A 12,555-nucleotide genomic window follows, 5' to 3' on the forward strand; every position below is an offset into this window, starting at 1 on the left:
AGGCTGCCATGAACATTACTCATTGCCCAGTATTGCTGGGCGAGGCGGTGACGGCGCTAGTTGGTGGCTCGCTAATTCAAAATCAAAAAATATCCGATCCTATTTTGCTGATCGATGGAACCTTTGGGCGTGGTGGACACACACAAGCACTTCTCAAAGAATTAAATCCTACTGCAAGAGTGATTTCTTTCGACAAGGATTTAGATGCGATCGCGGTGGCACAGCAAATCAACGACCCACGTTTAAGGATTGTGCACGACAGTTTTGCGCAAATGGATCAGTATGCAGAAGTCGATTCAGTGGATGGAATTTTGTTGGATCTTGGAATCAGCTCGCCTCAAGTAGACGAAGCACATCGAGGATTTTCCTTTCGTCGCGAAGGGCCGTTAGATATGCGGATGAATATCGATCACGGTTTGACTGCAGCAGAGTGGTTGGAACAGGCATCACTGGAGGCAATCACACGCGTGATTAAGACTTACGGAGAAGAACGTTTTGCATTTCAGATTGCGAAAGCTATTGTGGCTAAGCGCGAAGAGGGTTCGCCTCCAAAAACTACTACTCAGCTGGCCAATTTAGTAGCGAGTGTTGTTCGTACGCGTGAAGTGGGCCAAGATCCTGCAACTAGAACATTCCAAGCATTGCGTATCTTCATAAATCGTGAGTTAGAAGATTTGGAAATTGGCTTAAAAGCAGCATTGAAGTTACTCAAGCCCGGCGCAAGACTGGCTGTAATTAGCTTCCATTCATTAGAAGATCGAATTGTTAAGCAGTTTATGCAAGCGCACGCAAAAGTAGATGTGCCACGTGGCTTGCCTGTACGTGAAAAGGATTTGCCACAAAGTGCGCTAGAAATCATTAGCCGTGTTAAGCCAAGTGATATTGAAATTTCTGAGAATCCACGCGCCCGTTCAGCCATTATGCGAGTAGCTGAAAAACGTAGCGGAGTAGTTGTATGAATCGAGCAACGTTGACATTCCTTGCGCTTCTATTAATTTGCGCTTTATCTCTTGTCGCGGCGCAACAGCGGGCGCGTAAGTTATTTATTTTGCAAGAGCGTGCCCAGATTGAAGAGCGTAAGTTAAATCAAGAATGGCTCCGCCTTGAATACGAACAACGCAATCTCTCAAAATCGGCTCATATTCGTGAGGTAGCGCGAAATCAATTGCGAATGTCTCCTATATCTCCAGAGCGTACTTTGTATTTAAGGGAGACTCAATGAGGCCGGTTGGTTTTTCTACTACGCCAAATTTAGTATTGCGTCTGCCAATGTGGCGGTCGCGTTTGATGCTTTTCCTCCTATTTGTTGTATTCATGATGTTGCTATTGCGCGCATTTTGGATTCAGGGTCCGGGCAACGCATTTTATGAAGCGAAGGGTGTCCGTGGTACTCAGCGTGAATTGGAGTTGCCTGCAAGCCGTGGAAAAATTTTGGACCGCAATGGTCAAGTTATTGCTACTAGCTTGGAAGCTAAATCCATTATTGCTTATAGCGATACGGTTCCTGATGATTTGGCTACCGATAAGCTTCAAAAGCTGGCAAGCCTTTTGCAAATTAGTGAAGCTGAATTACGTAAGAAATTGAAAGAAGAGCGCAAGCAAATTTTCTTAAAACGTCAAGTGGACCCAGCAGTTGCGCAACAAATTAAGCAGTTGGAAATTCCTGGTATCGGCTTGAATAATGAATACCGTCGCTTTTACCCTGAAGGGGAGGCGATGGCACACGTCGTTGGGTTTACTAATGTAAACGACAAAGGTCAAGAAGGCATAGAGCTTTCAAGAGAGAAAGATCTGGCCGGACATCCCGGACAAAGACGTGTAGTCGTTGATCGTCTTGGACGTGTTGTCGATGAAATGGCTATTTTGCAGTTACCACAAAATGGAAAAGATCTCAATCTTTCAATTGACAGTAAGATTCAGTTTCTAGCCTATAACGCTGTTAAAGATGCAGTTGAAAAACATCGCGCCAAAGCAGGCGGTGCAGTAGTGCTGGATACACAAACTGGCGAGATTCTCGCCTTAGCAAACTATCCAAGTTACAACTCAAATGATCGCAAGTATTTAACTGGCGAGCAATTGCGCAATCGTGTGTTGACGGATACGTTTGAGCCTGGCTCGACAATGAAGCCATTCACCGTTGCAATCGCTTTAGAAAAAGGGGTTGTGAAGCCTGATACCAATATGGTCATTGGAGCAAAATATTTAGTTGGCCCAAAACCGATTACGGATACACATCCTTACGGGAACTTAACTGTTTCTCAGATCATTCAAAAGTCCAGCAACATTGGTGCTGCAAAGATTGCTCTCCATAACCTATCGGCAGAGGAAATGTGGGATTTTTATATAGCTGTTGGTTTTGGTCAGGCACCGAAAATTGGATTCCCCGGTGCTGTTGCTGGTACCGTTCATCCATTCAAAAAATGGATGCCTACTGATCAAGCGCGTATTGCATTTGGTTATGGTATCTCTGCATCACTCTTTCAGTTAGCACGCGCGTATACAGTGTTTGCGCGTGATGGTGAATTAGTTCCCTTAACCATTGAGCGAAGCCCAGAGTACAAGCCGGGCATCAAGGTGCTGTCTCCAAAAACGGCAATTGATATGCGTAACATGATGGAGTCAGTTACTGAACCAGGTGGTACTGCAATTAAAGCTCAGGCCGAAGGATTTCGTGTAGGTGGTAAGACTGGAACGGCGCATAAGCTTGTTGGTAAAGGGTACGGCAATAAATATCGCGCCTACTTTGTAGGGCTTGCCCCCATTAGTGCGCCACGAATTGTTGTTGCAGTTATGGTTGATGAGCCAACAGGAGGTAGTCACTACGGTGGAGATGTGGCTGCACCTGTATTTTCAACTATCGTGAGTGAAACATTACACACCTTAAATGTCTTGCCGGATATTAAAGTAAAGCAAATGGTATTGCAAGATAAGAATCCACAAGAGATTCATTCTGCAAGCGCTCAAGCTCAACATGTGGTTTTGAAGCGATGAGGGTGGCTTTGAGAATAGACACCAAGCTTTTGATTGAACACTTACATACCTTAGTGAATTCTTCAGCAAAAGTATGTGCGGATAGTCGACGGATTCAATCTGGAGATATCTTTTTTGCATACCCAGTAGGACATGGATCTGCTTTGCGAGATGGATGTCAGTTTATTGAGGCTGCTTTCCAAAACGGAGCAGCAGCTGTGGTATTTGATCCTGCAGGCATTGGTCAGCAATGGATAGATCATCCACAATGTTTTGCTGTTGATAGCCTTGCTACAAAGGTAGGTGAACTTTCTTCTCAATGGTATGGGCAGCCTAGCAAAGATTTAAACATTATTGGCGTTACAGGCACGAATGGTAAAACCAGTATTACGCAGTGGTTGGCCCAAGCTTTAGATACTAGTAATCATCGTACGGCAGTATTGGGTACATTGGGTTCAGGTTTTCCAGGGGCGCTTACAACAACCGGCTACACAACCCCGGATGCCCCTAAATTGCAAACTCAGCTCGTAGAGTTGCGCAATGCAGGTGCTCAACAAGTGACGATGGAAGTGTCTTCGCATGCTTTGCATCAAGAGCGAATCTCCGGTACTAAATTCGATTGCGCAGTATTCACCAACCTAACTCAAGATCACTTGGACTACCACGGTAGCATGGTTGATTACGGTGAAGCGAAAGCAAAATTATTTCAGCAACCTGGACTCAAGCATGCAATCATTAATTTAGATGATACTTTTGGTCGTGAGTTAGCTATGAACTTATTGGCCAAGGAGAATTTAAAAGTATGGGCTTATGCCTTATCGGAGTCAGTTTTTAGTGGATTTGAAAAATTTGGCAATCGATTGCAGCGTATTTATGCAAGAGATACTGTATTGAGCGGTACCGGTTACAACTCAAATTTTATTTGCAATGATGTGGGCAGTGCTGAATTACACATTCCATTGTTAGGTGAATTTAATCTTAGTAATGCTCTTGCAGTATGGGCAGTATTAGTTTCCCAAGGCATTAGTTGTGAGTCTGCCGCCCGTAAAATCAGTCATTTAACCCCCGTAGTTGGTCGTATGGAGCTCATTCGTTTGAGTAAGTCTCAAAAAGCGGATAGCTTATTAGCGGTTGTAGATTACGCACATACGCCAGATGCATTAGTAAAAGCATTACAAGCATTGCGTCCTATGGCCACTCAACGTGGCGGAAAAATTTGGTGTGTATTTGGCTGTGGTGGTGATCGTGATATTGGCAAACGATCGTTGATGGGAAATATTGCTGAACGCAACTCCGATCATGTGTTGATTACGAGTGACAATCCTCGCTCAGAAGATCCACAAGCCATTATGCAGATGATTCGTTCTGGTATGAGTGCTGATGCAAAAAATATTCAAATGATTGTGGATCGTGCAGCCGCAATTATGGCGGCAATTCGTCATGCAGATCCTCGCGACATTGTTTTAGTTGCTGGTAAGGGCCATGAAACAACTCAAGAGCTCAATGGTCAGAAGTTTGAATTTTCGGACCAAGAACATATTCGTTTAGCTGCAGGCGGGGGCATCTGATGTCAGATATGACAACTCTTGCGCAAGCACAAGCTATGCTCCCTGGGAGTACATTGATTAATACTTCAATAGAGATTGCTCAAAAAACTCCGATTTCTCGAGTGGGTACAGACAGCCGTCAAATTGACCAAAATGAATTATTTGTAGCACTCGTGGGCGAGCGTTTTGATGCCCATGATTTTTTATCGGATGTCGCCAAGTCAGGCGCAAGCGCTGCCTTAATTAGTAGCCAGGATCATTGTCCAGGCGATTTACCTGCGATCCGTATTTCAAATACACGTATTGGTTTGGGCAATTTAGCAAAAGCATGGCGTGCCAATCATCAGATTCCCTTAGTCTTAATTACAGGTAGCAATGGTAAGACTACTGTTAAGGAAATGATTGCTTCCATTTTTAAAGCTGCAGTTGGGGCGCAACATACTTTGGTAACTAAAGGTAATCTCAATAACGACATTGGTTTACCATTAACGCTTTTAAAACTGCGGTCGACTGATCAATTGGCCGTGATTGAGTTAGGCATGAATCATCCGGGTGAAACTGCTCAGTTAGCTGCAATTGCTCAAGCAAACATTGCATTAATTAATAACGCCCAACGTGAGCATCAGGAGTTTATGGCTTCTGTTGCAGCGGTTGCAGAAGAACACTCTGACGCTATTCGCGCTTTACCAGATGATGGTATTGCAGTATTTCCAGCGGACTCAGAATTTGCAAGTGTTTGGCGCGCTGCTGCTAGCGGGCGAAAAGTCGTTGACTTTGTTATGTCATCTGGCCAGAACAAGACAACAGCTGCAGTCAGTGGCAGCCTCTTAAGTAATGGCCAAGTACAAATTCAAACGGAGCTAGGGTCTATAGAGGTTCAATTAAACACCTTGGGTAGTCATAATGTGCGCAACGCATTAGCAGCAACTGCTGTTGGTATTGCGGCTGCAGTCAGTTTAGAAAAGATTAAGCAAGGTCTTGAATCTTTTTACCCAGCAAACGGTCGCATGCAAGCAAAGGCACTTGATTCGAATCGTACTTTAATTGACGATAGCTATAACGCTAATCCGGATTCAGTAAGAGCAGCAATTGATGCTTTAAAGCAATCAGGTAATTTATTTTGGTTGATATTGGGTGATATGGGCGAGGTTGGCAATCAAGGGCCCGAGTTTCACCGAGAAGTCGGTGCTTATGCTGCAGAACAGGGTGTATCAAAGCTATTTGTATTGGGCGAACAATGCAAATTTACCCTGGAGGGATTTAATGATGTTGGCAAAAATGGTTCAACTATCCCTAGTGAAACTCATTTTACTGATATGGATAGCTTAATAGCGCAGTTAAAAAACGCATTGCATGCTCAGTCTATTGGCAGTAATCAGCATTTAAATATTTTGGTAAAAGGTTCACGGTTTATGCGCATGGAGCGTGTAGTGCAAGCCTTAGTAGAGGAGGCTAAAGCATGCTCTTAATCCTAGCTCAATTACTACAGGATGATTTTGGATTCTTGCGCGTATTTAACTACATTACTTTTAGGGCGGTGATGGCGACGGTTACTGCTCTGTTAATGGGTTTGGCGGCAGGACCTTGGGTGATTGGCAAGCTAACTGCGTTAAAGATGGGCCAAGCTGTTCGTACCGATGGCCCGCAAACCCATTTAGTTAAGTCTGGTACGCCCACTATGGGTGGCGTATTAATTTTGATCGGCATATTTATCTCGTGTATGTTGTGGGCCGATCTCAGTAATCGATTTATTTGGATTGTGATGATAGTGACCTTTGGTTTTGGTCTTGTAGGATGGGTAGATGATTATCGCAAGGTTGTCTACAAAGATCCAAAAGGGATGGCATCAAAAGAGAAGTTCTTCTGGCAAACCTTGATTGGTTTGTTTGCCGCTATTTATCTAGCGTTCTCCATTTCTGAGGTCAGTAACCTCAAGGTTTTGCAATTATTTTATGAGTGGGTCAGAAGTGGATTTGCATTAGATCTACCGGCTAAAACGGACTTGCTTCTGCCATTTATGAAAGAGGTTAGCTATCCATTGGGAATGATGGGATTCATCATCTTGAGTTACTTAGTAATTGTTGGCAGTAGTAATGCCGTGAATCTAACCGATGGTTTGGATGGCTTGGTCATCATGCCAGTCATCCTAGTGGGTGCTGCTTTAGGTGCATTTGCCTATGTCATGGGTAATGCAATTTATGCAAAGTATCTACTTTTTCCATACATTCCTGGTGCTGGAGAATTATTGATTTTCTGCGGTGCGATGGGTGGAGCAGGGTTAGCGCTCCTTTGGTACAACGCGCATCCAGCACAAGTATTTATGGGTGATGTCGGCGCACTAGCTTTGGGTGGTGCACTCGGAACTATCGCCGTGATTGTTCGTCAAGAGATTGTGCTCTTTGTAATGGGTGGCATCTTTGTTGCGGAAACTGTTTCTGTAATGTTGCAAGTATTTTGGTTTAAGTTTACTAAAAAACATTTTGGCGAAGGCCGACGAATTTTCCGGATGGCGCCATTGCATCATCATTTTGAATTGGGTGGCTGGAAAGAAACACAAGTGGTTGTGCGATTCTGGATTATCACCATTCTTCTAGTCTTAATTGGCTTATCAAGTCTGAAATTGCGGTGAACTAAATAAATGTTGCTCTTAGAAAACACTTTTGCAAACTCTGCTTTTATGGCTAATGAAAGCTACCAAGCACCATTTCGATTTTTGATTCTGGGTCTCGGTGAGACTGGTGTAGCGATGGCGAAGTGGTGCTTGCGGAATGGGGCTAAAGTGCGCTTTGCAGATACCCGTGATCAATCATCTTTTAGTGCGCGCCAACATGCATGGTTACAAGAATTACAAATTGCTGGACTAAAAGATATTTGCTTCGGACCTGTAGGCGATGAGTTGCTAAAAGATATTGACGTGATTGGTATTGGTCCTGGTCTATCTCCATTGCAAGAGCCTATCCAATCTTTGTTGGCTAGAGCTGAGGCTGCTGAAATTGATGTCTGGAGTGAAATTGAGTTTTTTGCACGGGCCTTATCCGCTATCAGTCGTATGGCGCTTGCTCAGGAAACAAGCTATGCATCAGCAGTATTGGCGATTACTGGAACTAATGGCAAAACAACTACCACGGCATTAACGGGTCAGCTGTGTGAGCGTGCTGGCAAGAAGGTCGCCGTGGCTGGAAATATTAGTCCTGCGGCCTTAGAAAAGTTGATGAGTTGTTTAGATGGCGCAGATCAAATTGTGGATATGCCAGAGGTATGGGTGATAGAACTCTCGAGTTTCCAGCTTGTCTATACCCATACATTCAATGCAACTGCGGCAACAGTTCTGAATATTACTCAAGACCATCTAGATTGGCATGGTGATATGCAGGCTTATACAACTGCTAAATCAAAGATATTTGGCGATGACACAGTTTGCGTTCTAAATCGTGATGATCCCCTCGCAATGGGATTGCTCTCTGAAAAACAAACGACAGAGAAATCCATCGTTACCTTCGGGTCAAATCGTCCAGATGAGCAAGACGCCTTTGGTATCGAGCATGACTTGCGAGCGGGTGGAATTGATTGGCTAGTTTGGGCTGAAGTAGATGAAGAGGTTGAGCCTCAACCTAAACGTCGTCGTAAGTCTGCAGCATTACAAGAAGATGAGTCACTACGATTAAAGCGTTTGATCCCAGCAGATGCATTAAGAATCCGCGGTCGACATAATGCTCTAAATGCCTTAGCTGCATTGGCATTAGCTCGAGCTGCTAAATTGCCATTGAACGTGCTCTTGCATGGTTTACGGGACTACCATGGTGAACCGCATCGTGTACAAAGTATTGCAATCGTTAGAGACGTTGAGTATGTAGATGATAGTAAAGGCACCAATGTCGGTGCAACAGTTGCCGCATTAAATGGCTTAGGCAGCAATGAAGCGGGTAAACGTATTTGGTTAATTGTCGGTGGCGATGGCAAAGGGCAAGACTTTAGCCCACTTCGTGAACCAGCCTTACGTTTTGTGAAGGGCGCCTTCTTGATTGGAAAAGATGGTGCAGCAATTGGCGAAGCTTTAGGTACTGGCATTCCTATTACAAATTGTATTGATCTGAGGTCTGCTGTTAAGGCTGCTGCCGGTCAGGCCGTATCCGGAGATATAGTGTTGCTCTCCCCAGCTTGTGCCAGTTTTGACCAATTTCGTGACTATCTTGAACGTGCACAAGTGTTTGCTTCAGAAGTTGAAGAGCTGGGAATGCAATTTGAAGGAGTTCAGGCATGAATTTGAACGATAAATTTTTCCCTGAAAATCATCTTGGACTGAATCGCTTCTGGAATTTTTCTAGAGGTGGAATTGATAACTTTCGAACTGGCTTGCGTGATGCGGTTTCTGGAGTGGAGCAGACTCGCTCACGGATGATGGAGTATGACCAGTTGCTTGTTTGGGCAATTCTCTCTCTTATGTTGATCGGTTTAGTGATGGTCTACTCTGCTTCCATCGCATTAGCGGATGGACCTAAGTACGCAAATTACAGCAGTAATTATTTCTTGATCCGCCACATGATTTCTTTGGCAATTGCCATTGGGGTGGGAATATGGGTTTTCAAGATTCCTACAAAGGTATGGGATCGCTATTCGCCAGTCATGTTTGGATTTACTATTTTATTGCTGATCGCCGTATTAACTCCAGGGGTTGGTAAGGGTGTGAATGGAGCTAAACGTTGGATCCCTTTGGGTTTGATGAATTTTCAGCCGTCCGAATTGATGAAGTTTGCCGCTGTAATTTTTGCTGCAAGCTATACCGTACAGCGTCAGGAGTATCTCCACTCATTTGTGAAAGGCATGCTGCCAATGGGTATCGCGGTAGCCTTGGTTGGTGGTCTATTAATGGCTGAGCCAGACATGGGTGCGTTTGTGGTTGTGGCTTTAATTGCCTTTGGCATACTCTTTTTAGGCGGCATCAACGCCAAATTATTTGGTGGTTTGATTGCAGTTGGTTTATTGAGTGCCGCTACGATGATTGCACTCTCACCATTCCGTCGTGGTCGTATGCTTGCTTTTATGGATCCATGGCAGGTTGATAACGCTGCGAATAAAGGTTATCAACTAACACATTCACTAATGGCATTTGGACGTGGTGAATGGTTTGGAACTGGGCTGGGAGGAAGTGTAGAGAAATTACATTACTTACCTGAAGCGCATACCGATTTCATCATGGCGGTCATCGGTGAAGAGTTAGGATTTGTTGGTGTAGTTGTCATGATCTTTTTGTTCTACTGGATCGTACGTCGCGCCTTCTTAATTGGCCGAACTGCTTTGCAATTGGACCGTAGTTTTGCCGGCCTCGCAGCTCAAGGGGTTGCGATCTGGATTGGTTGGCAGGCCTTCATCAATATGGGCGTGAACCTCGGGCTACTTCCAACAAAAGGATTGACCTTACCTCTGGTGAGTTATGGCGGATCTGGAATTTTGATGAATGCTGTTGCGATGGCAATGCTCTTACGTATTGATTATGAAAACCGTATTCTGATGCGTGGAGGGAAGCTTTGACTAAACCTTCAATCTTGGTAATGGCTGGTGGAACTGGTGGGCATATATTCCCAGGGTTGTCTGTTGCCGAATACTTACGGATTTGTGGGTGGAAGGTCTCTTGGTTAGGGAACCAGTCAGGCATGGAGTATCGCCTGGTGAAGGCGTGTGATTTTCCATTTGAGACGGTTGATTTTGGCGGCTTACGTGGCAAGGGTCTAATGACCAAAATCATGTTACCAATTAATTTGATACGGGCATGCCTCCAAAGTTGGAAGATTATGCGTCGCCTTAAGCCCAATGTTGTATTGGGTACGGGGGGTTACATTACATTCCCCGGTGGCTTAGTTGCAAAGTTGTTAAAGCGCCCCTTAGTGTTGCATGAAGCGAATTCAGTTGCAGGTAGCGCCAATCTCGCACTAAGCAAAATTGCCATGCGAACTTTGACTGGATTCCCAAATACAATGCCTAAGGCTGAGTGGGTAGGTAACCCCATTCGCGAAGAGTTTGATCATATGCTTGCCCCAGCTGCGCGATATCAGCAACGTCAAGGGCCGCTCTCGATTTTGGTGGTAGGTGGAAGTTTAGGTGCGGCAGCGCTTAACGAGAATATTCCTGCAGCACTAGCCTTAATCCCCTCAGAATTACGGCCTCAGGTGATTCACCAGGCAGGCGATAAACATCTAGCGGATTTGCAAAAGCGATACGCTGACTTAGGGATATCTGTCGAGATTCGACCTTTTATTGACGATATGCCGACTGCATACTCACAAGCAGATTTAGTTATTTGTCGTTCAGGAGCAATGACGGTTTCTGAAATAGTTGCTTGTGGAGTTGCATCTTGTTTGATTCCATTTCCATTTGCAATCGACGATCATCAAACGGCTAATGCACAATTTTTATCAAATGCTGATGCGACAGTTTTATTGCCACAACCACTTTTAAATCCGCAAGATTTGGCGTTAATGATTCAGAACTTTAATCGCAATGACTTAAAGGAAATGGCATTGCGTGCACATGCATTAGCAAAGCCCCAAGCTACACAGCGGGTGGCTGAAGTATGTGCTGAATGTGCGGGAGTAAGCATATGAAACATATTGTTCAGCAAATTCATTTCATTGGTATTGGCGGCGCCGGTATGAGTGGCATTGCCGAAGTATTGCTGAATTTAGGCTATCAAGTTTCTGGTTCTGACTTGGCTGATGGTGCAGTTACTAAGCGTCTGAGAGAGCTAGGAGCCGTTATCCACATCGGCCATGATCCTAAAAATATTGGGACTGCTGAAGCAGTGGTCATTTCTACAGCAGTCGCTGGAAATAATCCTGAAGTATTAGTTGCCCGAGCTGCAAAAATTCCAGTCATTCAGCGTGCGGTGATGTTGAGTGAGCTAATGCGCGTAAAACAGGGTATTGCAATTGCTGGCACACATGGCAAAACAACCACAACTAGTCTGGTGGCATCTGTTTTAGCTGAAGAAGGCTTAGATCCTACTTTTGTGATTGGTGGCAAGCTCAATTCAGCGGGTGCTAATGCACGTCTAGGTCGTGGCGATTTTATCGTTGTTGAGGCAGATGAGTCAGACGCCTCTTTCTTGCAATTATTCCCAGCAATGGAAGTGGTTACCAATATTGATGCTGATCATATGGATACCTATCAGCATGATATGGCCCGCTTAAAGCAGGCCTTTGTTCAGTTTATTCAGCGGATGCCGTTTTATGGTGTCGCAGTGCTTTGTATTGATGACGCTAATGTACGAGACATCATTCCATTTGTATCGCAACCTATTCTTCGTTACGGCCTCTCGGAAGATGCGGATATTCGTGCAAGTAACATTCAGGCTGATAGTACGCGAATGCATTTTATGGTTGACCGTCGCGCTGTGCGTAGGCATGGCAATAAACCTGGACCGCTAAACGTAACCCTTAATCTACCAGGATTACATAACGTACGTAATGCATTGGCTGCCATTGGCATTGCAACTGAGTTGGGTGTAGGTGATGAAGCAATTATCAAAGCCCTTGCTGAATTTAGTGGCGTAGGACGTCGCTTCCAGCGTTATGGAGAAATTCCGCTAGTTTCAGGTGGAAGCTTTACCTTGATTGATGACTATGGACATCACCCCGTAGAGATGGCGGCAACTTTAGCTGCAGCTAGAGGCGCTTATCCAGATCGTCGTTTGGTGTTGGCATTTCAGCCACATCGCTTTACTAGAACTCGAGATTGCTTTGGCGAATTCGTACAGGTTCTCAGGAGTTTTGATGCCTTGGTATTGACTGACGTATATCCAGCGGGTGAGGCAAAAATTCCAGGGGCTGATGGAAAAAGCTTAATGAAGGCCGCCATCACAGAAAACAAAAATTCAAAAGCTTTACTAAATTCTGCTGCAGTTGCTTATGCGGCAAATATTGCTGAAATGCCAGAAAAGTTAAGTCAAATTTTAAAAAATGGGGACGTACTAATCACTATGGGTGCAGGTTCAATTGCCGCTTTGCCGCATACCCTAGCTGAGGCAAAACAGGTCTAAGATAGG

10 protein-coding genes are annotated in these 12,555 nt (G+C 44.7%); all 10 read left to right on the plus strand.

All coding sequences use genetic code 11. The annotated features are described in order from the left end of the window. Positions 1 to 8: 8 nt before the first annotated feature. Genes rsmH through murC form a run of 10 tightly spaced genes read left to right on the plus strand, consistent with a single transcriptional unit; the run spans position 9 to position 12,549 of the window. Positions 9 to 959: a 16S rRNA (cytosine(1402)-N(4))-methyltransferase RsmH gene (gene rsmH / locus DXE31_RS04595; protein WP_114697971.1), complete on the plus strand. Its 951-nt coding sequence runs from the start codon at positions 9 to 11 to the stop codon at positions 957 to 959. After that, positions 956 to 1,222: a cell division protein FtsL gene (ftsL, locus tag DXE31_RS04600; RefSeq protein WP_114697972.1), complete on the plus strand. Its 267-nt coding sequence runs from the start codon at positions 956 to 958 to the stop codon at positions 1,220 to 1,222. The genes rsmH and ftsL overlap by 4 nt, the downstream gene beginning before the upstream one ends. Next, positions 1,219 to 2,991 (plus strand): peptidoglycan D,D-transpeptidase FtsI family protein, encoded by a 1,773-nt coding sequence (locus DXE31_RS04605; protein WP_114697973.1) that lies wholly within the window; start codon positions 1,219 to 1,221, stop codon positions 2,989 to 2,991. The genes ftsL and DXE31_RS04605 overlap by 4 nt, the downstream gene beginning before the upstream one ends. Before the next feature lie 2 nt (positions 2,992 to 2,993). Beyond that, positions 2,994 to 4,538 carry a UDP-N-acetylmuramoyl-L-alanyl-D-glutamate--2,6-diaminopimelate ligase gene (locus DXE31_RS04610; RefSeq protein WP_231969362.1) on the plus strand — a complete coding sequence of 515 codons (1,545 nt, stop codon included), beginning with the start codon at positions 2,994 to 2,996 and terminating at the stop codon, positions 4,536 to 4,538. Beyond that, positions 4,538 to 5,986 (plus strand): UDP-N-acetylmuramoyl-tripeptide--D-alanyl-D-alanine ligase, encoded by a 1,449-nt coding sequence (locus DXE31_RS04615; protein WP_114697975.1) that lies wholly within the window; start codon positions 4,538 to 4,540, stop codon positions 5,984 to 5,986. Before DXE31_RS04610 ends, DXE31_RS04615 begins: the two co-directional genes overlap by 1 nt. Continuing rightward, entirely contained in the window at positions 5,977 to 7,146 is a 1,170-nt protein-coding gene (mraY, locus tag DXE31_RS04620) for a phospho-N-acetylmuramoyl-pentapeptide-transferase (protein ID WP_114697976.1), read from the plus strand. The genes DXE31_RS04615 and mraY overlap by 10 nt, the downstream gene beginning before the upstream one ends. A gap of 48 nt (positions 7,147 to 7,194) precedes the next feature. Continuing rightward, complete coding sequence (gene murD / locus DXE31_RS04625; RefSeq protein ID WP_231969533.1) at positions 7,195 to 8,778, plus strand: UDP-N-acetylmuramoyl-L-alanine--D-glutamate ligase; 1,584 nt, start codon at positions 7,195 to 7,197, stop codon at positions 8,776 to 8,778. After that, positions 8,775 to 10,046: a putative lipid II flippase FtsW gene (ftsW, locus tag DXE31_RS04630; RefSeq protein ID WP_114697978.1), complete on the plus strand. Its 1,272-nt coding sequence runs from the start codon at positions 8,775 to 8,777 to the stop codon at positions 10,044 to 10,046. The genes murD and ftsW overlap by 4 nt, the downstream gene beginning before the upstream one ends. Then, positions 10,043 to 11,116: an undecaprenyldiphospho-muramoylpentapeptide beta-N-acetylglucosaminyltransferase gene (gene murG, locus DXE31_RS04635; protein ID WP_114697979.1), complete on the plus strand. Its 1,074-nt coding sequence runs from the start codon at positions 10,043 to 10,045 to the stop codon at positions 11,114 to 11,116. The genes ftsW and murG overlap by 4 nt, the downstream gene beginning before the upstream one ends. Further along, positions 11,113 to 12,549 carry a UDP-N-acetylmuramate--L-alanine ligase gene (murC, locus tag DXE31_RS04640; protein WP_114697980.1) on the plus strand — a complete coding sequence of 479 codons (1,437 nt, stop codon included), beginning with the start codon at positions 11,113 to 11,115 and terminating at the stop codon, positions 12,547 to 12,549. The genes murG and murC overlap by 4 nt, the downstream gene beginning before the upstream one ends. Positions 12,550 to 12,555 lie beyond the last annotated feature (6 nt).

This window comes from Polynucleobacter necessarius (genome assembly GCF_900095185.1).
Classification (GTDB): Bacteria; Pseudomonadota; Gammaproteobacteria; order Burkholderiales; family Burkholderiaceae; genus Polynucleobacter.

Excerpts from the sequence above, each read along its gene's own strand:
- ftsW (WP_114697978.1), top strand. The coding sequence starts at position 8,775 with ATGAATTTGAACGATAAATTTTTCCCTGAAAATCATCTTGGACTGAAT.
- murD (WP_231969533.1), top strand. The coding sequence starts at position 7,195 with ATGGCTAATGAAAGCTACCAAGCACCATTTCGATTTTTGATTCTGGGT.
- ftsL (WP_114697972.1), top strand. The coding sequence starts at position 956 with ATGAATCGAGCAACGTTGACATTCCTTGCGCTTCTATTAATTTGCGCT.
- mraY (WP_114697976.1), top strand. The coding sequence starts at position 5,977 with ATGCTCTTAATCCTAGCTCAATTACTACAGGATGATTTTGGATTCTTG.
- rsmH (WP_114697971.1), top strand. The coding sequence starts at position 9 with ATGAACATTACTCATTGCCCAGTATTGCTGGGCGAGGCGGTGACGGCG.
- DXE31_RS04605 (WP_114697973.1), top strand. The coding sequence starts at position 1,219 with ATGAGGCCGGTTGGTTTTTCTACTACGCCAAATTTAGTATTGCGTCTG.
- DXE31_RS04615 (WP_114697975.1), top strand. The coding sequence starts at position 4,538 with ATGTCAGATATGACAACTCTTGCGCAAGCACAAGCTATGCTCCCTGGG.
- murC (WP_114697980.1), top strand. The coding sequence starts at position 11,113 with ATGAAACATATTGTTCAGCAAATTCATTTCATTGGTATTGGCGGCGCC.